Genomic DNA, 26475 nt, shown 5'->3' with positions numbered 1-26475 from the left:
CGTTGGGCCTCGAGCGGCTCGTCCGGTGACCGTGTTGGGGGTCTCGACCGGTGCGCGGACTCCGCTGGACGGGGCTCACCCGGGGCGGGACGATGGGGTCGGGAGGTGCCATGGACGCCGACTTCGCGGCATACATCGAGCGGGTGCGTGCCCACCGCAGTGAGCTGCGCGACTCGGTGGCGGCCGTCGACGAGGCGCTCGCCTCCCCGATCGCCCGCGGTGGCGCCTGGCGCGAGCGGGTGCGGGCCGCGCTGGCCGAGCTGTCGCACGACTTCCGTGACCACATCGACCTGACCGAGCGACCCGGCGGGATCTACGACGGCGTGCGGCACGGTGCGCCACGGTTGATCGCCGCGGTCGACCGGCTGACCGGCGAGCACGAGCGGTACGCCGAGGCGATCGGTGGCTACCTCGCGGTGCTGGAGCACGGGGGGACCATCGCGGACCTACCCGCCTTCCGCGAGGAGGTCACCACCCTGATGGGCCAGCTGGTGCGGCACCGGCAGATCGGCGCCGACCTGGTCTACGAGGCCTTCGAGGTGGACCTCGGCGGCTCCGGCTGACGCTGGACTTGTTGCGCTCAGGTGGTCACCACGCGCCGAGAACGCGGCTCGGTGAGGAGCAGGTGGCAACAAGTCGGTGGTGGTTTCAGGACCGGTTCCTGGGCGCCTACCGGATGATGGCCACCTGGCGCTGAGACCCGTGGGTCCGGCTCAGCGGCTCAGAAGTACGAGGCTCAGAAGTACCAGGGGTACGGCGACCAGTCGGGGTCGCGCTTCTCGAGGAACTGGTCGCGGCCCTCCAGGGCCTCGTCGGTCATGTAGGCCAGCCGGGTCGCCTCGCCGGCGAAGACCTGCTGGCCCATCAATCCGTCGTCGAGCAGGTTGAACGCGAACTTGAGCATCCGCTGCGCCTGCGGGCTCTTGCCCATGATCTCGCGGGCGACCTGCAGCGCGTCCGACTCGAGCTCGGCGTGCCCGCTGACCAGGTTGACCGCGCCCATGCGGTGCATGTCGTCGGCGGAGTAGGTGCGGCCGAGGAAGAAGATCTCGCGAGCGAACTTCTGGCCGACCATCTTGGCGAGGTAGGCCGAGCCGTAGCCGCCGTCGAAGGAGCCGACGTCGGCATCGGTCTGCTTGAACCGCGCGTGCTCGCGGCTGGCGATCGTGAGGTCGCACACGACGTGCAGGGAATGGCCACCACCGGCAGCCCACCCGCCCACCACCGCGATGACCACCTTCGGCATCGTGCGGATGAGTCGCTGCACCTCGAGGATGTGGAGGCGGCCACCTTCGGCCTTCACCCGGCGCTGGTCGACGGTGTCCGCGGTGTCACCCTCCGCGTACTGGTAGCCCGACCGGCCGCGGATCCGCTGGTCGCCCCCCGAGCAGAACGCCCACTGGCCGGCGCTGCCCGATCCCTCCGGACCCGGGCCGTTTCCCGTGATCAGCACGACCCCGACATCGGGGGTGCGGCGCGCGTGGTCGAGGGCCTGGTAGAGCTCGTCGACGGTGTGCGGGCGGAACGCGTTGAGCACCTCGGGCCGGTCGAAGGCGATCCGCACCGCCCCCACCTCGCGCGCCCGGTGGTAGGTGATGTCGGTGAACTCGAAACCCTCCACCGCGTCCCACGCGTCGGGGTCGAAGGGCTGGCTCACCACTGGCTGCTCGCTCACCTGCGCGAGCCTAGCCGCGCCGGAGGCGAGGTATGCCGCGTGGTCGCCCACGCGGCATACCCCACCGTGGTGGCTGCTAGCCGAGGACGGTGAAGCGCAGGACTCCGGGTCGACTCGGTCGTGGGTGCGGCGCGAACCTGCTCGCAGAAGGACACCGTCCGGGCGCTGGTGGCGGCGCTGGGCTGGATGCGTGGGTCGGTGCTGACGCGGACGACAGCCGCCAGGGTTGACCCGGAGTCCTGCGCTTCGCCCCGAAACGTTGAGCCTCACCCCGGAACCGTTCCGGGGTGAGGCTCAACGTTGTCCCAAGACCCGATAAAGCTGGGACGGGTGGGGTCAGGCGGCGAGGGCGGGTCAGGCGGCGAGGGCTTCCTCGAGGTCCTTGGCGATGTCCTCGGGCTTGGTGGTCGAGCCGTAGCGCTTGAGGACCGTGCCGTCGCGACCGACGAGGAACTTGGTGAAGTTCCACTTGATCGCGCCGCCGAGCAGGCCGCCCTTCTCCGACTTCAGCCAGTCGAAGACCGGGTGGGCGTCGTCGCCGTTCACGTCGACCTTGGCGAACATCGGGAAGCTCACCCCGTAGTTGCGCTGGCAGAACTCGCCGATCTGGGCCTCGTCACCGGGCTCCTGGCCGCCGAACTGGTTGCACGGGAAGCCCAGCACGACCAGGCCCTTCTCCTCGTACTCGCCGTACAGCTTCTCCAGGCCCTCGAACTGGGGGGTGAAGCCGCACTCGCTGGCGGTGTTGACGACGAGGGCGACCTTGCCGGCGTACTCGGCCAGCGGCTGCTCCTCACCGGTGAGGGTGGTGGCGGTGAAGTCGGAGAGAGTCGGCACGGGGCACCTTTCGGGTGGGGTTCGGGGCCATCGGTGCAGCGGATTCCCGTCCATGCCTATTCCACGCGCCTATTCCATGCGGGTTGTCGGTGGATGTCCGGGGTGCACTGTCCGGACCGCGGGACCCGCCCGGGTGAACTGCGCGACCCGCTGCCTCGTCTCCACCTGATGGGGGCAGCCAGGCCCCCGGAACCGTCAGGAGGACTGCATGAACAGACTCAAGCAGTGGGGCGTGCTCGCCACGGCAGCAGGGCTCGGCGCGGTGGGCGTCGCGGCGGTCACGGCTGCCGCCTCGGCCGACGGCGGTGGCAGCCAGACGCCGTTCACGATCACCGAACGCCTCAGCGGCTTCCACGAGACACCGCTGGCCCTGTCGACCAGCGGGCAGGGCTCGATCCGGCTGCGGATCGACCCGGTGGCTGGCACGATCGCCTACCGGGTGCGCTACGCCAACCTCGAGGGCACCGTCACCCAGTCGCACATCCACTTCGGGTCGCCGTCGCAGACGGGCGGGGTCAGCGTCTTCCTGTGCAGCAACGTCGGCGCCCCTCCGGGCGTGGTCACCCCTGCCTGCCCGACGACCAACCCCGGTGAGGTGAGCGGGGTCCTCGACGCCTCCGACGTCATCGGCCCCACCGGGCAGGGGATTGCGCCGGGGGAGTTCGCCGAGCTGCTGTCGGCAATCCGGGCCGACTCGACCTATGCCAACGTCCACAGCACGAAGTACCCGGCAGGTGAGATCCGCAACCAGCTGAGCGCGCACGAAGACCACTGACCGCAGGGGTCGCGCCCGGGCCGACAGCCACGGTCCGGGCGCGTCTGCTGCAATGGGGCGCATGACGTCGCCGAGCCTGCCCGAGCTGCCTCCCGTCGAGGAGCTGCTCGCGGGGCTGCGGGTCGTGTCGATCCCCATGCGGGTCCGCTTCCGCGGGGTCACCGAGCGCGAGGCGGCACTGCTGCGCGGCCCGTCCGGGTGGGCGGAGTTCTCCCCGTTCGTCGAGTACGGGCCGGCCGAGTCGTCCCGCTGGCTCGCGGCCGCGGTCGAGGCGGGGTGGGGCCGGTGGCCGGCGCCGCGCCGCGACGTCGTCCCGGTCAACGCGACCGTTCCGGCGGTGTCCGCCGCAGACGTGGCCGGGGTGCTCGCGCGGTTCGAGGGCGCGACGACGGCCAAGGTCAAGGTCGCCGAGCGCGGCCAGGGTCTCGAGGACGACCTCGACCGCGTGGCCGCCGTGCGCGACGTGCTGGGCCCGGCCGGGCGGATCCGGGTGGACGCCAACGGCGGGTGGTCGGTGCGGGAGGCGACCGACGCGCTCAGCCGCCTCGCGGCATACCGGCTGGAGTATGCGGAGCAGCCGTGCGCGGAGGTGAGCGAGCTGCGCGAGCTGCGCCTGGCGCTGGCCCGCCACGGCACCGACGTGTTGGTGGCCGCCGACGAGTCGATCCGCAAGGCCGAGGACCCGGTGCGGGTGGCACGCGAGGAGGCGGCCGACCTGGTCGTCGTCAAGGTCGCCCCGCTCGGCGGGGTGTCGCGCGCGCTGGAGGTGGTCGGCGAGTGCGGGCTGCCCGCCGTGGTCTCCTCGGCTCTCGACACCTCCGTGGGCATGGCCGCGGGGGTCGCGCTGGCCGCGGCGCTGCCCGAGCTGCCGTTCGCCTGCGGGCTGGGCACCGTCGCGCTGCTGGGTGGCGACGTCACGGACGCCCCGCTCCTCCCGCGCGCAGGGGTGCTCCCGGTCGGGCGGGTCGAGGCGGACGAGGCACTGCTCGCGCGGTGGGCAGCCCCCGCCGACCGCGTTGCGTGGTGGACCCAGCGGGTCCGTGACTCCTGGGCGTTCCTGGCCTGACCAGCGGCTCATGGCGACCCCGGGCGCGCGCACGGACCGCCTCGCGTGGCTAGAGTCGGGGCCGTGAACATCGTCTTCGTGGAGCCGGGGTTCCCTGCCAACCAGCGTCGGTTCGCCCTCGCGCTCGCGTCGGTCGGGGCCAACGTCATCGGCATCGGGGAGTCCGACGAGTACACCCTCGACGACGAGCTCCGCACCGCGATGAGCGGCTACTACAAGGTCGGGTCGGTCACCGACCTGCGGGCGATGACCGAGGCCGTGCAGTTCATCCAGTCCAAGGTCTGGGTGGACGGGCTCGAGGCCACGGTCGAGGCGCACACCATGGTCGCCGCGCAGGTCCGGGAGGCCACCGGCATCCCCGGCACGTCGGTGCGCACCACCTGGCTGTGCCGCGACAAGCCGTCGATGAAGCAGGCCCTGCGCGAGGTGGGTGTCCCCACTGCCGCGTCCGCCGCCATCGACCACGCCCACGAGGCCTGGGCCTTCGCCGAGGCGGTCGGCTACCCGCTCATCCTCAAGCCGCGCGACGGCGCCGGCGCCAAGGACACGATGCGGGTCGACAACGACACCGAGCTGGCCCACGCGCTCACGGAGTTCGGCTCGCACGGTGCGGCCTCGATCGCGATCGAGGAGTTCGTTGAGGGCCACGAGGGCTTCTACGACACCATCGCCAAGGACGGCCACGTCGTCCACGACTGGACCACGCACTACTACCCCAACGTCCTCGAGGCGATGCGCAGCCGCTGGATCTCCCCCCAGTTCGCGACCACCAACCGGATGGCCGACTCGTCGTTCTACACCGAGGTCGCCGCGATGGGCGCCAAGGTCATCGAGGCCCTGGGCATCGGGACCAGTGCGACCCACATGGAGTGGTTCCACGGACCCAAGGGCCTGAAGTTCTCCGAGATCGGCTGCCGCCCTCCGGGAGTCGGCTGCTGGGACCTCTACTCCGCGAGCAACGACGTGGACGTCTACCGCGAGTGGGCGCACATCATCACCCACGGCGTCCCCGAGTCGCCGATGCGTCGCCCCTACTCCGCCGGCATCATCGCCCTGCGTCCGGACGCCGACGGCCACATCACCGGCTACAGCGGCATCGAGGAGATCCAGCGCCGCCACGGGGAGTGGATCATCGACGGCCACTTCCCGCCGGTGGGCCACCACACCCAGCCGGTCGAGGCGGGATACATGGCCAACGCCTACGTGCGGATGCGGCACCCCGACTACGACACCCTGCGCGGGATGCTCGACGACGTGGGCCGCACCATCCACGTCCACGCGGGCTAGTCCCGACCCCTGATGCGCACCGTCCTCCTCGGGCCGCAACGGTTCATGACCACGGCCGGCACCGCCCTGCGTTCCCTCGGTGTCGACGGACCCGTCGCGACGATCAACGCCGGGTGGGAGGAGCGTGAGGACGTCGTCGACGAGCTCGACACGGTCCTGGGCGGCGACACCCGCCACCTGCGGCTCTACCACCGCAGCCTCGACGTGATCACCAAGGACGAGGCGTTCGGCAGCGCCGCGCTCGCCTTCCGCGACCGCCACGACGCGCTCCTGTCCCTCTACCGGCTGCGCCTGCAGAACGCCATGGACGGTGTGTATGCCGTGCAGCGCCGCACGCGCGAAGGTGAGGGGCGGGTTCGGGGCGAGGCCACGGCACACGCGGCCCTGGACGACTCGATCGAGGTCGTCCGCCACATCGACCAGTGGTACGCCGCCCAGCTCAAGGGACTCTATGCCGACCTCGAAGCGGCGGCGCCGATCGACTCCAGCGGAGTGATCGGCTGGCACCGGGGGGAGCTGGCGGACCTGCTCGGGCAGTCGGCGGCGGTCGTGCTGACCGGTGGTCACGTCGGCACCCTCCTGCGGACCCTTCGGCTCTTCGCGATCACCATCCCCGACGACGTGCCGGTGATCGCCTGGTCGGCCGGGGCGATGGCGTTGACCGAGCGGGTCGTGCTGTTCCACGACCACGGCCCGGAGGGGAACACCGAGGCCGAGGTGTTCGACCGCGGGCTGGGCCGGGTGCAGGGGATCGTGGCCCTGCCGCACGCCCGACGCCGGCTGCGGCTCGACGACCGGGACCGCTGTGCCGTCATGGCCCGGAGGTTCACCGACCAGCACTGCGTCCTGCTCGACGACGGCACCGCCCTCGAGCTCACCGCGGACGGCGGCCTCCCCCGCGGTGCGCGGATCCTCGGCATCGACGGCGCGGTGCACGAGCTGGGGACCAATGGTCGGGGAGGTGTCTCGTGAGCGAGGGACGGCTGGCCGTCAACCGGCTCCGGGAGCGCCTGCCCGTCGACGACGCCGTACTCGACCGGTTCGTCGCCCGCCACGGGGCGCCGATCATCGAGGGGGAGCGGGCGACGTTCCTCTTCCGCGGCGAGGCCGACGAGGTGCGGGTGCGGCACCGCGTCGTCGGGCTGCCCGACCCCCTGCCCATGAAGCGGCTGCCCGACACCGACCTCTGGGCCGTGACCACGGTGCTGCCCAACGGCTCCCGGGTCGAGTACCAGCTCGAGACCCGCTACGGCGACCGCTACGAGACCTTCAACGACCCGCTCAACCCCCGGGTGGCGCACTCGCCGATGGGGTCGAGCTCGGTGTGTGCCGCCACCGGCTACGAGGTGCCGGACTGGGTGCACCACGACCCCGAGGCCCGCCCCGGCGAGCTCGTCGAGGACACCTTCCGGTCGAAGGCGCTGCGTCGCGAGCAGCCGGTCAAGCTCTACCTGCCGGCGCGCTACAACCCCTCCCTGCGCTACCCGCTGCTCGTCGTGCACGACGGCGACGACTACCTCAACTACGCGGCGATGAAGACGGTGCTGGACAACCTGATCCACCGGCTCGACGTCGCTCCCCTCATCGCGGCGTTCGTCCCACCCCGGGACCGGTTGCGGGAGTACCCGAACCACGCGCCGCACGCCCGGTTCATCGCGCGCGAGCTGCTGCCCACGCTGGCCGAGCGACTGCCCCTGGTCGACGACCCAGAGGCGCGCTGCCTGATGGGGTCGAGCTTCGGCGGGATCGCGTCGCTGTCCACGGCGGTGCGCTACCCCGGGGTCTTCGGGTCGCTGTTCCTGCAGTCGGCGTCGCTGGTCTTCACCGACATCGGCACCGACCACGGCGGCGGGCCGGCGTTCGACCCGGTGGTGAAGTTCGTCAACCGCTACCGCGCCAAGCCGACGGCGCCGGTCGAGCGGCTGTTCATGAGCTGCGGGACGTACGAACCGCTGATCACCCCCAACCGGTCGATGGTGCCGGTCTTCCGCGGCGCCGGCATGACGGTGAAGTACGTCGAGGCGCGCGACGGCCACAACTGGGAGGACTGGCGCGACCGCCTGCGAGACGGGCTGTCGTGGCTGTTCCCCGGACCCCAGAAGTTCGTGTACGAGTAGATGCACCCGACCAGATGGAGGACGGCATGAAGGTCACCGAACGCTGGCACTCGGAGCGGATGGGTCGAGACATCTCGCTGGTCCGCTGGGGCCACTACGGCGTGCCCGTGCTGCTGTTCCCGACGGCCGGCGGCGACGCGGAGGAGGTCGAGCGCCACCACCTGGTCGGCACCCTGGCCCCGATGATCGAGGCCGGCCGGATCAAGGTCTACTCGTGTGACAGTGCCGCGGGCCAGGCGCTGCAGCGCAACGAGGGGTCGCCCGAGCACCGGATGTGGCTGTTCAACCAGTACCACCAGGCCATCGCCGAGGAAGTGGTGCCGGCGATCCACGCCGACAGCTCTCCCCAGTCGGTGGTCCTTGCCGGTGCCTCCATCGGGGCCTTCAACTCGTTCGCCATGATCTGCCGCTACCCGCACCTGTTCAGCGCGGCGATCTGCATGAGCGGCACCTACCACGTCGAGCAGTTCATCGGCGGCGACACCACCGAGGACTGGTACTTCGCGTCCCCCCTGCAGTTCCTCCCTGGTCTCGAGGGCCCGGCACTGGCGATGCTGCGCCACCGCTACGTCGTCCTGGCCTCCGGCAGCGGCCGGTGGGAGGACGTGGGCGAGTCGTGGGCGGCTGCTGATGCGCTGGGCCGCAAGGGAATCCCGAACCGGGTCGACGACTGGGGCGACCGTTACGACCACGACTGGCCGACCTGGTGGGAGATGCTGCCCCTCTACCTCGACGACCTGGTGCCGTGACCGAGGGTTCGCTCGCCGAGCGCCTCGCCGCAGCCGTCGACGCCGGTATGCCGGCTGCTCGCGACGACCTCGCGCGTCTCGTCGCGCTGCGCTCGGTGGCGAACCCGGCGATCGAGCCGGCGAGCGAGTGCGTGGCCGCAGCCGAGCTGGTCGGTGAGCTGTTCACGCAGGCGGGTGTGGACGGCATACAGGCCCATCCCACGCCTGACGGGTCGCTCGCAGTGGTGGGACGCACGGCCGGCCCGGCCGGTGCGCCGACGGTCCTTCTGTACTCGCACTACGACGTCGTGCCGGTCGGTGACCCCGACGGGTGGCAGACGCCGCCCTGGGAGCTGACTGAGGTCGACGGGCGTTGGTACGGAAGGGGATCCGCCGACTGCAAGGGCAACCTCGTGGCCAGCCTGCTCGCCCTCCGGGCGCTGCGGGAGGTGCTCGGCTCCTGGCCCGTGGAGGTCGCGGTCGTCTGCGAGGGCTCCGAGGAGCAGTCCAGCGGTGGGATGGAGGCGTTGGCCCGCGCGCGACCGGACCTCGTCGCGTGCGACGCGCTGCTCCTCGCCGACACGGGCAACGTCGAAGCCGGCCTGCCGACGCTGACGACGTCGCTGCGCGGCACGGGCAGCGTGCTGATGACGGTGCGCACGATGACCCATCCTGCGCACTCGGGCATGTACGGCGGCCCGGCTCCCGATGCGCTCCAGGCCCTCCTCACGGCTCTGGCCAGCCTGCGTGGCCCCGATGGTGAGACCACGATCGACGGGTTGTCGCACGACGCGGTGTGGGACGGAGCGCCCTTTGACGCCAACCGGTTTCGTGAGGATGCGGGCCTGCTCGAAGGCGTCGAGCCGCTCACCGGCACTGGCGCGATCGCTGACCTGCTGTGGGCGCGCCCCGCGGCCACCGTGCTCGCGATCGACTGTCCGCCCATCTCACAGGTGACAGCGGCGGCGCAGGGGGAGGCGCGCGCCGTCGTCAACCTGCGCGTGCCCGCCGACACCGATGCCGCGGCCGCCCAGCAGCTGCTCATCGCCCACCTTCGAGCCCACACGCCCTACGGCGCCCAGGTCGAGATCCGGCCGGTCTCGCTGGGCCACGGCTTCCGCGCGCGCACCGACGGGCCCGCCTACGCAGCGATGCGGCGGTCGATGCGGACCGCGTTCGGACGCGACGCCGTGACCACCGGCCAGGGCGGCTCGATCCCCCTGGCCACCGCTCTCGCCGAGCTGGTGCCCACCGCGGAGATCATGCTGCTCGGCGTCGAGGAGCCTGCGTCGCGCATCCACGCACCGGGCGAGAGCGTCGACCCCGAGGAGCTGCGCCGCACGGCGCTGACCCAGGCCCTCTTCATCGCCGACCTCGGTGGGCTGCTGACTGGGGAGGGGTCATGAGGGTCCGCTGGGTCTGGGCGTTCCTGGACCTCCCCGAGGAAGGCTTCGATGAGGCCGTCGCCTACTGGAGCTCGGCGACCGCGACGGTCGTCTCGCCGCGGCGGGGTGACCGGGAGGAGTTCGCCACGCTGCTGCCGGCCGACGGCTCGGCGTGGGTCAAGGTGCAGCGGGTCGGTGGCCGCGGCGGGGTGCACCTCGACCTCGACGTGCAGGAGCCCTTGGAGGTGGCCCGCGACGAGGCGCTCGGGCTGGGCGCGGAGGTTGTGGCCGAGGTGCCCGACGACGACGGGGTGCTGGGTGTGGTCGTCTGCCGCTCGCCCGGCGGCTTCGTCTTCTGCCTGACCCGGTGGCAGCCGCACGAGACCGCCGCCGGCCAGGTCCGCTCGGGTGCCCAGACCCTGCTCGACCAGGTCTGCCTGGACGTCCCCGAGCCCGCGTATGCCGCGGAGCTGGCCTTCTGGTCCGCCCTCACGGGGTGGGAGGTCCGGCCGGGAAGCGTCCCGGGCTTCACGAGCCTGCTCCGGCCGGACGGCATACCGGTGCGGTTGCTGCTGCAGCAGCTCGTGGAAGGCGAGGGGGACGTGCGGGCGCACGTGGACTTCGCGTGCCTCGACCGAGCGGCCGAGACGGCACGGCACCTCGCCCTCGGCGCCGCCGTCGAGCGCGTGGAGGCGGTCTGGACGGTGCTCGTGGACCCGGGTGGGCGGCGCTACTGCCTGACCGACCGGGACCCCGCTACCGGCCTCGTATCGCGCTGAGCCGTCCACAACCCGAGGGTGTCGGCAGCCGAACCCACAGGCCGCCACTCGAGGGATGGGCCGGCGCCTGCGATGCGGTCAGGGTGGTCGCATGCTCGGGGACCCGGAACAGATCAGGCTCGTCTCGCGACGGCTCGCGGTCGACGCGGAGCACCTGCGGAGGCTCGCGCTCGAGGTCGCCGCAACAGGCGACCTGGCGTGGCGGTCACCCGCGGCGGACCTCTTCCGCGTCCAGGTGGTGGCACGGGCCGGTGGCCTGCGCTGCCGTGCCGACGAGCTCGAGGCGGCCGCGCGCCTCGTGGCCGTGCACGCCCAGGCCGTCGAGGGGGCCCGGACCGCGGTGATCCGAGTGGCCGCGCTCGGCGCGTCGCTGCCCGAGGCGGTCGGTGGCGCCTTGCGAGGCGGGGGTCGCCGGTGAGGTGGGAGCTCGGCGGCAGGGCGCCGGACCCGGTGGGGCTGCTGGTTCGAGGGGGGCCTGGTGGCACCGCGGTGGGGGTCGAGTCGCTGGAGCGGGCCGCGGTCGACCTGGCCCGCGTGGCGCGGGAGGGCGCGCAGCTCGCATGGCGGGCCGGTGCGGCGGCGGTCGACGTGGACGTCGTGGCGGGTGCGCTGCTCAGTCGGGCCACGGGTGTGGCGGCGATGGCTGGTCTGTCAGACGTGGGGATCGGGCTCACCGCCGAGCTGGCCGCCCTGCTGGAGCTGGCCGGGGCGGTGCGTGCGGCGGGTGCCGCGTACCGGGCGGGCGAGGCCGCGGTGGCTCGCGCCGTCGAGGACCTGCAGGACCGGGTCATGGCTGTGGGCGGGCTGCTCGCCCCGGAGCTGCTCGTGGGGTGCCTGGCCCTGCACTCCCTCGGGGTGGACGTCCCGGGACTGGTCGATCGGGTGGCCTTCGACCATCCGCAGGTCGCCGACCTCGCGGGTGGGGCCGAGGGCCTCGTGCTCGGCCTGCAGGCCGATCCGCTGACCGCGCCCCTGCTGCGCCCCCCGCCGCCACACCGCGACGACGACGACCTCGACGCCTTCGACGACGCCTTCGACGACCTCGACTACGAGGATGCCGTCGCGGTCTTGGCGGACTCCGCCGCCCGGTGGGGCCTCCTCGACGACCGGGGGCGAGCGCGGGTGACGCCCGAGCCGGCGCCTCGACCGGGGGCGCTCGCGCTGGGCAGCCTGCGGGACCTCGTCGCCGACCAGGGGAACGTCGGCGACGGTGAGGACTACGCCGGTCACGTGCGGGTCATCGAGGTGGCCCAGCCGTCCGGGTCCGTCTGGATCGTCGAGGTCAGCGGCACGCAGGAGTGGGATCCCCGGGCCGGCGACAACCCGTTCGACCTGACCACCGACCTGCGATCGATGGCCCAGCAGTCCACGGTCCTTGCCGACGGTGTCCAGCAGGCACTGGCCCAGGCGCAGGCGGCGGCCCGAGTCGGCCATGGGTCGTCCGCCGGTGTCGCCGCGCCGGTGCTCCTCGTCGGGCACAGCCTCGGCGGGATCGCCGCCGCCGGGCTTGCGTCGTCGCCCCGGTTCACCGCGCGGCACCGCGTCACCCATGTCGTGACGGTGGGGGCGCCGGTCGCGCGGATGCCGGTCCCTCCCGGGATCGAGGTGCTGTCCCTGGAGCACACCCGCGACCCGGTCCCGCGACTCGACGGCCGGCCGAACCCCGACCGGGCCAGCTGGGTCACCGTGACCCGCGACGCCTACGAGGACGGAGACAGCCGGGCGAGCACGGTCCATGACCTCGGCGGCTACGTCGAGACGGCCGCCCTCGTGGACGACTCCAGCGATGCCTCGGTGGCCGCCTGGCGGTCATCCAGCGCGGCGTTCTTCGAGGGCGACAGGCACGGGGAAGCGGTGATCCGCGACTACGCGATCCGCAGGGTCCGGCCGTGAGCGGGCGAGCTCGGTCGGGGTGGCACAATCCGACCGTGAACCCGTCCACCGCGCTGGCGACGGTCCTCGTGGACGAGCTGGTCCGACGCGGGGTCCGCCACGCGGTGCTCTGCCCGGGTTCGCGGTCGGCCCCGCTGGCGTACGCCCTGCGGGAGGCGGAGCGGGCCGGTCGACTCGAGCTGCACGTGCGCGTCGACGAACGGTCTGCGGGGTTCCTCGCGCTGGGCCTGGCCAAGCTCACCCGGGTCCCGGCGGTGGTGGTCACGACCTCGGGAACGGCGGTCGCGAACCTCCACCCGGCGGTGCTCGAGGCGCACCACGGGGTGGTGCCGCTCGTCGTGCTGTCGGCCGACCGCCCGGTGGAGCTGCGGGGGACCGGCGCCAACCAGACGACCGTGCAGCCGGGCATCTTTGCCGGCGCCGTCCGCTGGTCCGTCGATGCGGACGCGCCGCACCGCGCGACCGGTGAGGTCGCGCGCTGGCGCGACCTCGCGGCGACCGCCGTGCGCCATGCCACCGGGGTGGCGGGCACCGGTGAGCCGGGGCCGGTGCACGTCAACGTGCAGCTGCGCGAGCCGCTGGTCCCGACCGACGACGACGAGCCGTGGCCCGAGTCGCTGGACACCTCGGCCGCGCCGCCCACGGCTGTTGCGGCGCCCGCGACGGGTTCGCCCGCGGCACACGACGTGTCGCTGCGCCCGGCCCGCACCCTCGTGGTGGTTGGAGACCTGCCCGAGCCCGACCAGTTCGACCGTGCGGTTCGCTGGGCCACGGCCCGCGGCTGGCCGCTGCTGGCCGAGCCCTTCGGCACGCACCCCCGCGGCGAGGCCGTGCCGCACGGCCCGTTGGTGCTCTCCGACCCGTCCTGGCTGGACGAGCACGCCCCCGACCGCGTGATCGCCGTCGGCCGCCTCACGCTGTCGCGCCCGGTGGCTGCCTTGCTGCGCCGTCCGGGCGTCCGGGTGGAGGCCGTGGGCGCGCACCAGTGGATCGTCTCGCGGCCCGATGTGCAGGCGGTGCACCCGACCTCGGTCCTCGATGCGCCGGTCGACGGCGAAGGCGCGATGGCCGGCGACGAGGTCTGGGCCGACGCCTGGCGGGCAGCCGGTGACCGGGTGGCCGTCGCCATGGCAGAGGAGCCACCCCCGTGGCCGAGCGGGGCAGCCGTGGCGGCGGCCGTCGTCTCCGGACTCCCCACGGGCGCGACGCTGTTCCTCGGTTCCTCGAACTCGGCCCGCGACGTCGACCTCGCGGCGCCGCGGTCCACTCCGCTGCGGGTGGTCGCGAGCCGGGGACTCGCGGGCATCGACGGCTGCGTCTCCACCGCGAGCGGCCTGGCCCTGGCCGACGCCTCGCCGACCTATGCCCTGATGGGCGACCTGACCTTCCTGCACGACTCGAACGGCCTGCTCGTCGGTCCGCTGGAGCGCCGGCCGGATCTCACGGTGGTCGTCACCAACGACGATGGCGGCGGCATCTTCACCCTCCTCGAGCCGGGCGAGCCCGCCCGGGCAGCCGAGTTCGAGCGGCTCTTCGGCACGCCGACCGGCGCCGACCTGGCCGCCCTGTGCGCCGCCCACCACGTCCGGCACCGGCAGGTCGCGACGCGTGACGAGCTCGTCGCCGCGCTGGCGGAGCAGCCGTCAGGGCTCACCGTCCTCGAGGTGCCGGTCGACCGAGCTAGCCATCGCCACCTGCACGCCCAGCACCGGGCCCGCGCCGCCGCTGCCCTCGAGGCGTGAACCCCCCGCGATCCTCCGCGTGCCCTCACGGCACGCGTCGCGTGCGACCTGCGATAGTCGTGTCGCAAGCGGCCTGGCAGTTCACGAGGGAGGAGGCGCCATGAGCACGACGGCACGATCGGCGCCACGGCTCGAGGACGTCGCGCGCGTCGCAGGGGTGTCCCACCAGACTGTCTCGAGGGTCATCAACGGGTCGGCGAAGGTGGCTCCCGCCACCCGCGACCGGGTGCTCGAGGCGGTGCGCGAGCTGGGGTACCGGCGCAACAACGCCGCTCGCGCCCTGGTCACGCAGAAGTCCGGCGTCATCGGCGTGGTGGCCGCGGGGTTGGGCTACTTCGGGCCCTCCAGCACCGTGGTCGGACTGGAGCTGGCTGCCCGTGCCAGGGGCTACAGCATGGTCCTCGCCTCGTTGCCCGACGTGACCCCCGAGGCCACCTCGGAGGCCATCGACCACCTGGTGTCCGAAGCGGTGGAGGCGATCGTGCTGATCGCGCCCGACGACACCGGGCTCGACCTGGGCATCGGGTCCACGCTGCCCATCCCCGTCCTGGTCCTCGACGCGGCACCCGGCCGCGCCAGCTTCGCCGTGGGGGTGGACCACGAGGCGGGTGCGATGCTCGCCACCCAGCACCTGGTCGACCTCGGCCACACCCGGATCGCCCACATCAGCGGACCGCGCGACTGGTACCAGGCCCAGGCCCGTGAGGCCGGTTGGCGCCGCAGCCTGGGCAGGGCCGGCCTCGAGGTGCCGGAGGTGCTGGTGGGGGACTGGAGCGCGTCGAGCGGCTTTGCACTGGGTCGCGAGCTCGCGGCCGCCGGGACGGCCACCGCGGTGTTCGTCGCGAACGACCAGATGTCGATCGGGGTGCTGCGCGCACTGGCCGAGGCCGGTCTGCGGGTGCCGCAGGACGTGAGCGTCGTGGGCTTCGACGACATCCCGGAGTCGGAGTACTTCACCCCGCCCCTGACGACGGTCCGCCAGAACTTCGTGGCCCTCGGTCGCGGCGCGATGGAGCTGCTGACCGAGGGCATCCGGGGAGAGATCACCTCCGGATCCCAGGTGGTCCCGCCCAAGCTGGTGGTCCGGGCATCCACGGCGCGGCTGCACACCTGAGTCGTCGAGCTCACCTCGCCAGAAAGTTTCCGAGGGCTCTTGACGGGGCCTGATGTTAGCGTTAACACTACCGGTTAGCGCTAACACGCCGCATGACGAAGCCGGACCCGAGCTCACCGAGGAGCAGTTCAATGCCGAACGACACCCGCACCGAGTCGTACGTCGTGGGCGTCGACTTCGGCACCCTCTCGGGACGGGCTCTCGTCGTCCGGGTGAGTGACGGGGCCGAGCTGGGCACCGCCACCTGCGACTACCCCCACGGCGTCGTCGACACGGTCCTGCCGGGCACCGGCGAGAAGCTGCCGCCGGAGTGGGCGCTGCAGGTCCCGACCGACTACGTGCACGTGCTGCGCACCGCCGTGCCCGAGGCGGTCCGCCGCTCAGGTGTCGACCCCGCCGACGTGATCGGCATCGCCACCGACTTCACGGCGTGCACGGTGCTCCCGACCCTCGAGGACGGGACGCCGCTGTGCGAGACGGCTGACTTCGCGTCGGAGCCGCACGCCTACGTCAAGCTCTGGCGCCACCACGCCGCACAGGGCCAGGCCGACCGGATCAACGCCCTGGCGGCCGAGCGCGACGAGCCCTGGCTGGGTCGGTACGGCGGGTTCATCTCCTCGGAGTGGGAGTTCGCCAAGGCACTCCAGCTACTGGAGGAGGCCCCCGAGGTGTATGCCGCGACGGCCCGCTGGGTGGAGCTCGCCGACTGGATCGTGTGGCGGCTGTGTGGCGAGTACGTCCGAAACGCGTGCACCGCGGGCTACAAGGGGATCTTCCAGGAGGGCGAGTACCCGTCGCGCGACTTCCTGGCCGAGCTCAACCCCGGTTTCGCGGACTTCGTGGAGGACAAGCTGGCGCACCGCATCGGTCAGCTGGGCGAGGCCGCCGGACGGCTGACGGCGGAGGCGTCGGAGTGGACCGGTCTGCCCGAGGGCATCGCCGTCGCGGTCGGCAACGTCGACGCCCATGTCTCCGCAGCTGCGGCACAGGCCGTCGAGCCCGGCCAGATGGTCGCCATCATGGGGACCTCGACCTGTCACGTCATGAACGGTGCCGTCCTGCGCGAGGTGCCGGGGATGTGCGGGGTCGTCGACGGCGGCATCGTCCCGGGGCTGTGGGGCTACGAGGCCGGCCAGTCCGGGGTCGGGGACATCTTCGGCTGGTTCGTGGACGGCTCCGTGCCGCAGGAGTACGCCGTGAGGGCCCACGAGCGCGGGCTCAGTGTGCACGAGTACCTCACCGGGCTGGCGGCCGAGCAACCCATCGGCGGCCACGGGCTCGTCGCGCTCGACTGGCACAGCGGCAACCGTTCCGTGCTCGTCGACCACGAGCTGTCCGGTCTGATGGTCGGGCAGACCCTCGCCACCCGTCCGGAGGACACGTACCGCGCCCTCCTCGAGGCCACCGCCTTCGGCACCCGGGTCATCGTGGAGACCTTCGCCCAGGCCGGGGTCCCCGTCACCGAGTTCATCATCGCCGGCGGCCTCCTGCGCAACCCGCTGCTGATGCAGATCTATGCCGACGTGCTCGACCTGCCACTGTCCGTCGTGACCTCGGACCAGGGACCGGCCCTGGGGTCGGCGATCCACGCGGCCGTCGCGGCCGGCGCCTACCCCGACATCCGCAAGGCGGCGGGGGCCATGGGTGGGCGCCGGGTGGCTGCCTACCGACCTGTGCCGGCCAACGTCGCCGCGTACGACGAGCTGTTCGCCGAGTACCGGACGCTGCACGACTACTTCGGCCGAGGAGCGAACCCGGTCATGCGGACGCTCAAAGCGATCCGTCGGAGGGCACACGCATGAGCGCCACGACGAGCGCCGCCGTGCGAAGGGCGGTCGAGGTGGTGAGGGAAGACGTCGCCTCCCTGCACGCCGAGCTCATCCGCAACGAGCTGGTGATCTGGACCGCAGGCAACGTGTCCGGCCGGGTCCCTGGGATGGACCTGTTCGTCATCAAGCCGTCCGGGGTCTCCTACGACGAGCTGACGGCGGAGGACATGGTCGTCTGCGACCTCGACGGCCACCTGGTCGAGGGAGTCCACCAGCCCTCGTCCGACACGGCTGCCCACGCGTACGTCTACCGCCACATGCCCGAGGTCGGTGGTGTCGTGCACACCCACTCGACCTACGCGACCGCGTGGTGCGCACGTCGTGAGCCCATCCCTTGCGTGCTGACGATGATGGCCGACGAGTTCGGTGGGGACATCCCCGTGGGGCCGTTCGCCCTGATCGGCGACGACTCGATCGGACGCGGCATCGTCGAGACGCTGCGGGGCAGCCGCTCACGGGCGGTGCTGATGGGCGGGCACGGACCCTTCACCATCGGGCGCTCGGCCCGCGATGCCGTCAAGGCGGCCGTGATGCTCGAGGACGTGGCTCGCACCGTCCACGTCGCCCAACAGCTCGGACAGACGTGGCGCCTCGACGACACGGACATCGACAGCCTCTACGACAGGTACCAGAACGTGTACGGACAACAGGACGGAAGTCGATGAGCACCGCCCCAGCCCCCCAGATCTGGTTCCTGACCGGCAGCCAGGGACTCTACGGAGACGACGTCCTGGAGCAGGTCGCCGGCCAGTCGCGAGTCATCTCGGACACCCTCGCCGCCGCCCCCTCGATTCTCGCCGAGGTGGTCGCGAAGCCCGTGCTCACCGACGCCGACGCGATCCGTCGGATCATGCTCGAGGCCAACAGCGCCGACGAGTGCATCGGCGTCATCGCCTGGATGCACACGTTCTCCCCGGCGAAGATGTGGATCTCCGGCCTGGAGCGGCTGCAGAAGCCGCTGCTCCACCTGCACACCCAGGTCAACCGCGACCTGCCATGGGCCACCATCGACATGGACTTCATGAACCTCAACCAGGCCGCGCACGGCGACCGTGAGTTCGGGTACGTGCAGTCCCGCCTCGGGGTCACCCGCAAGACCGTGGCCGGACACGTCAGCGACCCGGCAGTCGTCGAGGGCGTGGCGGCCTGGGCGCGGGCGGCCACGGGCCTCGCCGCCGTGCGTAGCCTCAGGCTGGTCAGGTTCGGCGACAACATGAGGAACGTCGCGGTGACCGACGGCGACAAGGTGGAGGCCGAGCGCCGCCTCGGCGTCTCCGTCAACACCCATGGGGTCAACGAGCTCGTCGCCGTCGTGGACGCGGTCGCCGACGAGGACGTCACCGCCTTGGTCAAGGTGTATGCGGAGGAGTACGACGTGGTGCCGCAGCTGCGCACCGCGGGGGAGCAGCACGACGCGCTGCGGTATGCCGCGCGGATCGAGCTCGGGATGCGCCAGTTCCTCGTCGAGGGCGGCTACGGCGCCTTCACGACCAACTTCGAGGACCTCGGTGGGCTGCGGCAGCTGCCGGGGCTGGCCGTGCAGCGGCTCATGGCCGACGGCTACGGCTTCGGTGGCGAGGGCGACTGGAAGACCTCGGTGCTCGTGCACACCCTCAAGGCCATGGCGGTCGGCCTGCCGGGCGGCACCTCGTTCATGGAGGACTACACCTACCACCTCGCTCCCGGCGCCGAGCTCATCCTCGGGGCCCACATGCTCGAGGTCTGCCCGACCATTGCCGGCGCCCGGCCGCGGGTCGAGATCCACCCGCTCGGCATCGGCGGCCGCGAGGACCCCGTCAGGCTCGTCTTCGACGCCGCGCCGGGCGAGGGCGTCACCGTGGGCATGGCGGACATGGGTGACCGGTTCCGCCTCGTGGGCAACGCGATCGACGTGGTCGACCCGCTGGCCGAGCTGCCGAACCTGCCCGTGGCCAGGGCGGTCTGGAGCCCACGCCCCGACCTGCGGACGTCGACGACGTCGTGGCTCACCGCCGGTGGGCCGCACCACACCGTGCTCTCGACCGCCCTGCGGCGTGAGCACCTCGATGACTTCGCCGAGATGGCGGGCGTGGAGCTCGCCTTCATCGACGAGTCCACCACCACTCGTGGGTTCGCCCAGGAGCTGCGGTGGAACAACGCCTACCACCGTCTGGCCCAGGGTCTTTCCTGAGCCTCGGTGGTGGCACCCAGCAGCACACAGCAGCACACGCAGAACACCCGATCAGCCGGCAACAGCGCAGGTTGACTTGCACAGAATGGAGCACACAGTGGTGCGCAGGATGATTGCGGCTCTCGCCGTCGGTGCCCTGGCTGTCGGCCTGAGCGGCTGCGGCCGGCAGACCGAGGCCAATGCCGGAGCCGGCGGCGGCGCCTCCGGCAAGGGCACGATCGGAGTCGCCATGCCGACCAAGACGTCGGAGAGGTGGATCAAGGACGGCGACTACATCAAGCAGCAGCTCGAGGCCGCCGGCTACAAGGTCAACCTCCAGTACGCCAACGACGACATCCCGACCCAGGTCACCCAGGTCAACGACATGGTGACCAAGGGCAACCAGGTCCTCGTCGTCGCCTCGATCGACGGGACAGCCCTCAAGGGTGCCCTCAAGGAGGCGAAGGACGCGGGCATCCCGGTCATCGCCTACGACCGGCTGCTCCGCGACACCGACGCGGTCGACTACTACACGACCTTCGACAACCTCAAGGTCGGCAAGCTGCAGGCGGAGTCCCTGCTGAAGGGCCTCGAGGCCAGCGGTGCTCCCAAGCCGTGGAACATCGAGCTCTTCGCCGGGTCTCCCGACGACAACAACGCGACCTTCTTCTTCAACGGGGCGATGCAGGTCCTCCAGCCCAAGATCGATGCCGGGGACATCAAGATCGCGTCCGGTGAGACGAACTTCAAGACCGTCGCCACCCTCCGGTGGGATGCGGCCGTGGCGAAGAAGCGCATGGAGAACGTCCTGACCAAGGCCTACTCGAAGGCCGACGTCAACGGCGTGCTGTCGCCCTACGACGGACTCTCCCGTGGCATCATCGCGGCCCTGAAGGGCAGCGGCTACGGCACCGGCGGCAAGAAGCTCCCGGTCGTGACCGGGCAGGACGCCGAGCTCGAGTCGGTGAAGTCGATTCTCGCTGGTGAGCAGTACTCCACCGTCTTCAAGAACACCCGTGACCTCGCCCAGGCCACCGTGAAGATGATCCAGGAGATCGCCGACAAGAAGACCGTGACCGTCAACGACACCGAGTCCTACGACAACGGCATCAAGAAGGTCCCGACCCAGCTGCTCGAGCCGGTGGCCGCCGACAAGGAGAACGTGAAGCAGATCCTGCTCGACGCCAAGTACTACACCGAGGACCAGCTGAAGTAGCGCCCCCTGATCGCCCGGTGGTGGCGGCGACTCGCGTGCCGCCACCACTGGGTTCCACCCACGACGACCCCCATCCCGACCCATGCAACGAGGCGTGACGATGAGCGACCCCATCCTGTCGATGCGCTCCATCACCAAGGTGTTCCCCGGCGTCAAGGCGCTGTCGGACGTGAGCCTTGAGGTGGCGCGAGGCGAGATCCACGCGATCTGCGGCGAGAACGGCGCCGGCAAGTCGACCCTGATGAAGGTGCTCTCGGGCGTGTACCCGTACGGCAGCTACACCGGCGACATCCATTTCGAGGGCCGCACCTGCGAGTTCAAGGGCATCCGCGAGAGCGAGAGCGCGGGGATCGTGATCATCCACCAGGAGCTGGCGCTGATCCCCGAGCTGTCCATCCTCGAGAACCTCTTCCTCGGCAACGAGCAGAGCCGGGGCGGGGTCATCAACTGGTACGCGGCGCGACAGCGCGCCCTCGAGCTGCTCGCGAGAGTGGGACTCCGCGAGGATCCGGACACCCCGATCCGCGCGATCGGCATCGGCAAGCAGCAGCTCGTCGAGATCGCCAAGGCGCTGGCGAAGGACGTCAAGCTGCTCATCCTCGACGAGCCGACGGCCGCCCTCAACGACACCGACTCACGGCACCTGCTCGACCTGCTGCTCGGGCTCAAGGCCAAGGGGATCACCTCGATCATGATCTCCCACAAGCTCGGCGAGATCGAGGAGATCGCCGACTCGATCACCATCATCCGTGACGGTCGTACCATCGAGACCCTTGACGTCCGCCGCGGTGAGATCAACGAGGACCGGATCATCCGCGGCATGGTGGGACGCGACCTCGACCACCGGTTCCCCCCACATGAACCCTCCATCGGCGACACCCTGCTCGAGATCCGCGACTGGTCCGTCGGGCACCCCGAGGACGCTGGGCGGCTGGTCGTCAAGGGCGCCTCCCTGACGATCCGCCGCGGCGAGATCGTCGGCCTCGCGGGCCTCATGGGAGCCGGTCGGACCGAGCTGGCCCGCAGCGTGTTCGGTCAGTCCTACGGCCACAAGGTGGGCGGCGAGCTGGTCAAGGAGGGGCGGACGGTCAAGGCGAACACCGTGCAGCAGGCGATCGACGCCGGGCTCGCCTACGTCACCGAGGACCGCAAGAGCCTCGGGCTCAACCTGCTCGACAGCGTCAAGGTGTCGATCACGGCGGCCGGGTTGAAGAAGATCCGGCGACGCGGCGTGGTCGACGAGCGAGCCGAGGTCGTCGCGGCCAACCGCTACCGCAAGAGCATGAACATCAAGACCCCGTCGGTCGAGTCGGGTGTCGGGAAGCTGTCGGGCGGCAACCAGCAGAAGGTCGTCCTCGGCAAGTGGATGTTCACCGAGCCTGATGTCCTGATCCTCGACGAGCCCACCCGCGGTATCGACGTCGGGGCCAAGTACGAGATCTACGAGATCATCAACCAGCTGGCGGACAGCGGTCGTGGGGTGCTGGTGATCTCTTCCGAGCTCCCCGAGCTGCTCGGGCTGTGCGACCGCATCTACACCCTCTCCGCCGGCGTCATCACCGCCGACGTCCCCCGCGAGCGTGCGGACCAGGAAACGCTCATGCGCTACATGACCCAGCGAAAGGCAGACTGACGATGGCCACCCAGACCGCACCCGAGCAGATGGAGGATCACGCCGCACCGGCCGCCTCCCTGCTCAGTGAGATACGCCGGAGCATGAGTGGCAACATCCGCCAGTACGGGATGATGATCGCCCTGCTGCTGCTCGTGGTGATGTTCCAGATCCTGACCGACGGCCTGTTCCTCCAGCCGCGCAACGTCACCTCGCTGCTGGTCCAGAACGGCTACATCCTGATCCTGGCGATCGGCATGGTGATGGTGATCATCGCCGGGCACATCGACCTGTCGGTCGGCTCGGTGTCGGCCTTCGTCGGTGCCACCGTCGCACTGTCCATGCAGCGCTTCGACCTGCCTTGGCCCGCGGCGATCCTCCTGGGGCTCGCCCTCGGGTGCCTCGTCGGGGTGTGGCAGGGCTTCTGGGTCGCGTACGTCGGGATCCCTGCCTTCATCGTGACCCTGGCCGGCATGCTGCTCTTCCGGGGACTCGACCTGATGATCCTCAACGCGGAGAGCATCCCGGTGCCCGAGTCCTTCCAGAAGATCGCGAACGGCTACCTGCCGGAGATGGGGCCGGTGACCGGCTACCACAACCCCACACTGGTCCTCACGCTCCTCGCCGTGGCCGTGATCGTGTGGCTCGAGCTGAAGAAGCGCTCGGAGCTGCGCAGCTACGGCATCGAGGTCCCGCGGCTGGTCATCTCGGTCCTCAAGCTCGTGGTCGTCTGCGGGCTCCTCCTCGTCTTCGGCCTGTTGCTGGCCTCGTACAAGGGGGTGCCGGTCGTGGGGCTGATCCTCGGCGGGCTCGTCATCTTCTACACGTTCATCACGCAACGGACGGTCCTCGGGCGCCACATCTACTCGGTCGGTGGCAACGCCAACGCCGCACGGCTCTCCGGCGTCGACACCCGTCGCGTGGACATGTTCGTCATGGTCAACATGGGCTTCCTGGCCGCCATCGCAGGGATGGTCTTCACCGCGTACCTCAACGCGGCCAACCCCAAGGACGGGGTGAACTTCGAGCTCGACGCGATCGCGGCGGTCTTCGTCGGCGGGGCGGCCGTGGCGGGTGGCGTCGGCACCGTCACCGGCTCGATGATCGGGGGGCTGGTGATGGGCGTCCTCAACCTCGGGCTCGCCAACCTGAGCGTGGACTCGAACTTCGTCCAGATCATCAAGGGCCTGGTGCTGCTGGGTGCCGTGGCCTTCGACGTCTACAGCAAGTCGCAGGGCAAGCCGAGCTTCATCGGCATGATCCTCAAGGGGCTCCAACGGGGCAGGGATGACGGCCCCTCCGGCCCCGGTGGAGGGACGGGTCCCTCCACGCCCGTCGCCGAGGGCGAGGAAGCCGCGGGTTTCCGCAACGCCAGCCGGTCCCACACCGGCACGGTCGCGAGGAGCGTGGAACCGGGCCCCACGGCGAGCAGCCAGCCCAGTCCGCAGCCGAGCGCCGGCTAGGTCTGCTGCGTCCGGTCCGTCTCAGGGGCCGGGCGCAGGGGCATGCCGCGGGCGATGAGGTCCTCGCGCAGGTGGTCGGGACCGGTGAAGTGGACCGCGTCCAGCCCGGTCTCCGCAGCGGCCACGACGTTGGCCGGGCTGTCGTCCACGAAGATGCAGTCGTCAAGCCCGGCGCGGTGGCTGACCCGCTCCTCGAGCACCTCGAAGATCTCGGGATCGGGCTTGGCCACGCCCTCCTCGCCGGAGACGATGATGTCCTCGAAGAGCTCGAGGAAGTCGAACCGGTCGAGGGCCACCGGGAACAGGTCCGCCGACCAGTTGGTCAGCGCGAACAGCGGGACGTCGGCCGCGTGCAGCTCGCGCAGGATCTCGACGCTGCCGGCGATCTCGCCGACGAGCGAGGCGCCGAAGTGCCGGCGGTAGGCGACGATCTCCTCGGCGTAGTGCGGGTGTGACTCCAGCGCGACCCGCTCAGCCTCGTCGAGCCCGCGACCGGCGTCGTTGGCCCGGTTCCATCCGGCGAAGTCGAAGTCCGGGTCATTCACGAAGGCGCGCGCCCGGTCGTCGCCGACCGCGACCGCGACGGCCTCCACCGGGTCCCAGGTGATCAGGACGTTGCCGAGGTCGAAGACGACGGCGTCAGCGGGTCGCGGCCCGACCCCGTCGGTCATGGTCGGTCAGCTCACCGTCAGGGCGTCACGCATGGGGACCAGCTTCGCGTCGGACTCGGCGACCTCGGACTCCGGGTCGGATCCGGCGACGATCCCGCACCCCGCGAAGAGCCGCATCGCAGCCGGGTCCGAGGGCTCGAAGGCCCCACAGCGCAACGCGATTCCCCACTCACCGTCACCGCTGGCGTCCATCCAGCCCACCGGTCCGGCGTACCGCCCCCGGTCCATGCCCTCGAGCTCGCTGATGACCTCGTCGGCCACGGTCGACGGGGTGCCACACACGGCGGCGCTCGGGTGGAGGGAGGCCGCGAGGGCCAGCGACGTGGTGCGGTCGGCCAGAACGCCCGCGACGTCGGTGGCCAGGTGCATGACGTTGGACAGGTGCAGCACGAACGGCGCCTCGGGGACGTTCGTCGACGAACAGTGCGGTCGCAGTGCGTCCGCGACGGAACGCACGGCGTACTCGTGCTCCTCGAGGTCCTTGCTCGATCGCGCCAGCGAGGCGGCCAGCGCGAGGTCGTGCTCGTCGTCGCCGGTGCGGCGGATGGTGCCGGCGAGGACCCGCGAGGTGACCAGGCCCTTCTCGAGCCGGACCAGCATCTCCGGCGTCGCCCCCACGAGCCCGTCCACGGCGAAGACCCAGGTGGTGTCGTAGCGCTCGGCCAGCCGGGCGAGCAGCCAGCGCGCATCGATCGGCGCCTCGGCACTGACCCGCAGGTCGCGGGCGAGCACCACCTTGTCGAGGCCACCGTCGGTGATCCGCTCGACCGCGCGGCCGACCACCCCGGCCCACTCAGCGGGCGCGAGGGCGCCGTCCGCGAAGCGCACGCCCGACGGCTCGCGCGGCTCGGACTGCTGCGGCACCACGGGAGTGGGCAGCTCGGCGCCGGTCCCGATCGTGGTCACCCACCACTGGCCGTCGCGGGCCCCCACGACGACCTCCGGCACGACGAGCGTCGCGCCGGCCGGTGAGTCGGCGGCATACGAGATGGAGCCGAAGGCGACCGGTCCGGTGCCGGGGAGGGAGACGTCGTTGCGCACCACGGCGCCCTCGACGACGTCGCGCCACCACGCCTCGGCCTGCTCGAACCGGTCGGGGCCGTGCGCGGTGAACTCCAGCGCGCGTCCCCAGCCGACCAGGCCCTCGCCGCGGCGCACCCAGCTGAACAGCTCGGTGGGGTCGGCCCGGTCCGGCAGCAGGCCCAGCAGCGTGCCGGGGTCGTGCAGGGCCACGGTGCGGGCGACCACGGGCGAACCCGCGGGTCGGCCCGCCTGCTGGGGCGTGGGAAGGCTGGTCATGTCGGGGGAAAGCCTACGGCGCGGGCTGGGCGCAGCCGCGGGAGGTGGTCGCCGACGCGGATGGGAGGATGACGCCATGACCCGCGCCAGCCTCGACAAGGACCCCCGTGACGTCGCCGCGATGTTCGACGACGTGGCCGGGAAGTACGACCTGACCAACGACGTGCTGTCCCTCGGGCAGGACCGGCTGTGGCGTCGCGCGGTCCTCAAGGCGGTCGACGCGCAGCGCGGCGAGACGGTGCTCGACATCGCGGCCGGCACCGGCACGAGCAGCGAGCCGTTCGCCGACCACGGCGTCAACGTGGTGCCCGCCGACTTCTCGCTCGGGATGCTGCGCGTGGGCAACCGGCGCCGTCCCGACCTGGGGTTCACGGCCGCCGACGCGATGCGGCTGCCGTTCGCGGACGACAGCTTCGACGCGGTGACGATGTCGTTCGGCCTGCGCAACGTCGCGAGCGTCGAGCAGGCGCTGGGCGAGTTCCTGCGCGTGACCAGGCCGGGCGGGCGGCTCGTGGTCTGCGAGTTCAGCCAGCCCGTCAACGGCGCGTTCCGCAAGGTCTACACCGAGTACCTCATGCGCTCGCTGCCGCCGATCGCCCGCAAGGTCAGCAGCAACCCGGAGTCGTACGTCTACCTCGCCGAGTCGATCCAGGCCTGGCCGGCGCAGCGCGAGCTGGGGGAGCGCATCGCCTCCGCCGGGTGGGGCGAGGTGGGCTGGCGCAACCTGACCGGTGGCATCGTGGCCCTGCACCGGGCGACCAAGCCGACTTCCTGAGGAGAAAGCCAGACCGGCGCAGCACGGCTCGCCACAGAGCCTTTTGTAAGGCCAGCCTTAGTG

General features: G+C 71.4%; 24 protein-coding genes. 20 read left to right on the top strand and 4 right to left on the bottom strand.

Annotated elements, in window-relative coordinates; translation table 11 throughout:
- Positions 1-110: 110 nt before the first annotated feature.
- Entirely contained in the window at positions 111-563 is a 453-nt protein-coding gene (locus tag ASG95_RS18170; RefSeq protein ID WP_056924334.1) for a hemerythrin domain-containing protein, read from the top strand.
- Positions 564-736: 173 nt separating this feature from the next.
- Here ASG95_RS18170 and ASG95_RS18165 read toward each other — a convergent pair whose 3' ends face one another.
- Together ASG95_RS18165 and ASG95_RS18160 are read right to left on the bottom strand one after the other, a co-directional pair.
- The gene (locus ASG95_RS18165; protein WP_057378989.1) at positions 737-1675 is read right to left on the bottom strand and encodes a 1,4-dihydroxy-2-naphthoyl-CoA synthase; all 939 of its coding nucleotides are present in this window, start codon (positions 1673-1675) and stop codon (positions 737-739) included.
- A gap of 354 nt (positions 1676-2029) precedes the next feature.
- Entirely contained in the window at positions 2030-2512 is a 483-nt protein-coding gene (locus ASG95_RS18160; RefSeq protein ID WP_057378370.1) for a glutathione peroxidase, read from the bottom strand.
- A 208-nt stretch (positions 2513-2720) separates the two neighbouring features.
- Between ASG95_RS18160 and ASG95_RS18155 the strand changes: the two genes are divergently transcribed.
- From ASG95_RS18155 to mmsB, 18 genes are all read left to right on the top strand, one after another.
- Positions 2721-3287: a CHRD domain-containing protein gene (locus tag ASG95_RS18155; protein ID WP_057378369.1), complete on the top strand. Its 567-nt coding sequence runs from the start codon at positions 2721-2723 to the stop codon at positions 3285-3287.
- Between the two features lie 61 nt (positions 3288-3348).
- On the top strand, positions 3349-4353 hold the full coding sequence (locus tag ASG95_RS18150; protein ID WP_057378368.1) for an o-succinylbenzoate synthase: 1005 nt from the start codon (positions 3349-3351) through the stop codon (positions 4351-4353).
- A gap of 63 nt (positions 4354-4416) precedes the next feature.
- Positions 4417-5640, top strand: a complete 1224-nt coding sequence (locus ASG95_RS18145) for an acetyl-CoA carboxylase biotin carboxylase subunit family protein (RefSeq protein ID WP_056924330.1) — start codon at positions 4417-4419, stop codon at positions 5638-5640.
- Between the two features lie 12 nt (positions 5641-5652).
- On the top strand, positions 5653-6612 hold the full coding sequence (locus tag ASG95_RS18140) for a Type 1 glutamine amidotransferase-like domain-containing protein (protein ID WP_057378367.1): 960 nt from the start codon (positions 5653-5655) through the stop codon (positions 6610-6612).
- The gene (locus ASG95_RS18135; protein WP_057378366.1) at positions 6609-7757 is read left to right on the top strand and encodes an alpha/beta hydrolase-fold protein; all 1149 of its coding nucleotides are present in this window, start codon (positions 6609-6611) and stop codon (positions 7755-7757) included. Before ASG95_RS18140 ends, ASG95_RS18135 begins: the two co-directional genes overlap by 4 nt.
- Positions 7758-7783: 26 nt before the next feature.
- Positions 7784-8506, top strand: a complete 723-nt coding sequence (locus tag ASG95_RS18130; RefSeq protein ID WP_057378365.1) for an esterase family protein — start codon at positions 7784-7786, stop codon at positions 8504-8506.
- Positions 8503-9891, top strand: coding sequence for a M20/M25/M40 family metallo-hydrolase (locus tag ASG95_RS18125; protein WP_082592841.1), 1389 nt, complete (start codon positions 8503-8505; stop codon positions 9889-9891). Before ASG95_RS18130 ends, ASG95_RS18125 begins: the two co-directional genes overlap by 4 nt.
- A complete protein-coding gene (locus ASG95_RS18120; RefSeq protein WP_057378364.1) occupies positions 9888-10649 on the top strand; it encodes a VOC family protein in 762 nt (253 codons plus the stop codon). Before ASG95_RS18125 ends, ASG95_RS18120 begins: the two co-directional genes overlap by 4 nt.
- 91 nt (positions 10650-10740) lie before the next feature.
- Positions 10741-11067: a hypothetical protein gene (locus tag ASG95_RS18115; RefSeq protein ID WP_057378363.1), complete on the top strand. Its 327-nt coding sequence runs from the start codon at positions 10741-10743 to the stop codon at positions 11065-11067.
- The gene (locus ASG95_RS18110; protein WP_157582231.1) at positions 11064-12542 is read left to right on the top strand and encodes a hypothetical protein; all 1479 of its coding nucleotides are present in this window, start codon (positions 11064-11066) and stop codon (positions 12540-12542) included. The genes ASG95_RS18115 and ASG95_RS18110 overlap by 4 nt, the downstream gene beginning before the upstream one ends.
- A 35-nt stretch (positions 12543-12577) precedes the next feature.
- Positions 12578-14284, top strand: a complete 1707-nt coding sequence (gene menD / locus ASG95_RS18105) for a 2-succinyl-5-enolpyruvyl-6-hydroxy-3-cyclohexene-1-carboxylic-acid synthase (protein WP_057378361.1) — start codon at positions 12578-12580, stop codon at positions 14282-14284.
- A gap of 100 nt (positions 14285-14384) precedes the next feature.
- Positions 14385-15398: a LacI family DNA-binding transcriptional regulator gene (locus ASG95_RS18100; RefSeq protein WP_057378360.1), complete on the top strand. Its 1014-nt coding sequence runs from the start codon at positions 14385-14387 to the stop codon at positions 15396-15398.
- Between the two features lie 131 nt (positions 15399-15529).
- Positions 15530-17200, top strand: a complete 1671-nt coding sequence (gene araB / locus ASG95_RS18095; RefSeq protein ID WP_057378359.1) for a ribulokinase — start codon at positions 15530-15532, stop codon at positions 17198-17200.
- Entirely contained in the window at positions 17197-17892 is a 696-nt protein-coding gene (locus ASG95_RS18090; protein WP_057378358.1) for an L-ribulose-5-phosphate 4-epimerase, read from the top strand. Before araB ends, ASG95_RS18090 begins: the two co-directional genes overlap by 4 nt.
- Positions 17889-19397, top strand: a complete 1509-nt coding sequence (gene araA / locus ASG95_RS18085) for an L-arabinose isomerase (protein WP_057378357.1) — start codon at positions 17889-17891, stop codon at positions 19395-19397. The genes ASG95_RS18090 and araA overlap by 4 nt, the downstream gene beginning before the upstream one ends.
- Before the next feature lie 109 nt (positions 19398-19506).
- The gene (gene chvE / locus ASG95_RS18080) at positions 19507-20592 is read left to right on the top strand and encodes a multiple monosaccharide ABC transporter substrate-binding protein (RefSeq protein WP_304438279.1); all 1086 of its coding nucleotides are present in this window, start codon (positions 19507-19509) and stop codon (positions 20590-20592) included.
- Positions 20593-20692: 100 nt separating this feature from the next.
- On the top strand, positions 20693-22225 hold the full coding sequence (gene mmsA, locus ASG95_RS18075) for a multiple monosaccharide ABC transporter ATP-binding protein (protein ID WP_157582228.1): 1533 nt from the start codon (positions 20693-20695) through the stop codon (positions 22223-22225).
- Between the two features lie 2 nt (positions 22226-22227).
- Positions 22228-23667, top strand: coding sequence for a multiple monosaccharide ABC transporter permease (gene mmsB / locus ASG95_RS18070; RefSeq protein ID WP_082592839.1), 1440 nt, complete (start codon positions 22228-22230; stop codon positions 23665-23667).
- Here the strand turns inward: mmsB and ASG95_RS18065 are convergent.
- Positions 23664-24338: an HAD family phosphatase gene (locus ASG95_RS18065; protein ID WP_057378354.1), complete on the bottom strand. Its 675-nt coding sequence runs from the start codon at positions 24336-24338 to the stop codon at positions 23664-23666. The genes mmsB and ASG95_RS18065 overlap by 4 nt on opposite strands.
- Before the next feature lie 6 nt (positions 24339-24344).
- A complete protein-coding gene (locus tag ASG95_RS18060; protein WP_057378353.1) occupies positions 24345-25637 on the bottom strand; it encodes an isochorismate synthase MenF in 1293 nt (430 codons plus the stop codon).
- Positions 25638-25713: 76 nt separating this feature from the next.
- Between ASG95_RS18060 and ASG95_RS18055 the strand changes: the two genes are divergently transcribed.
- On the top strand, positions 25714-26412 hold the full coding sequence (locus tag ASG95_RS18055; RefSeq protein ID WP_057378352.1) for a demethylmenaquinone methyltransferase: 699 nt from the start codon (positions 25714-25716) through the stop codon (positions 26410-26412).
- Positions 26413-26475: the final 63 nt, after the last annotated feature.

The sequence above is a fragment of the Phycicoccus sp. Soil803 genome, from assembly GCF_001429685.1.
GTDB lineage: Bacteria > Actinomycetota > Actinomycetes > Actinomycetales > Dermatophilaceae > Pedococcus.
Note: the sequence above shows the minus strand (reverse complement) of the source record. Positions and strands in the feature narration are given on the sequence as shown.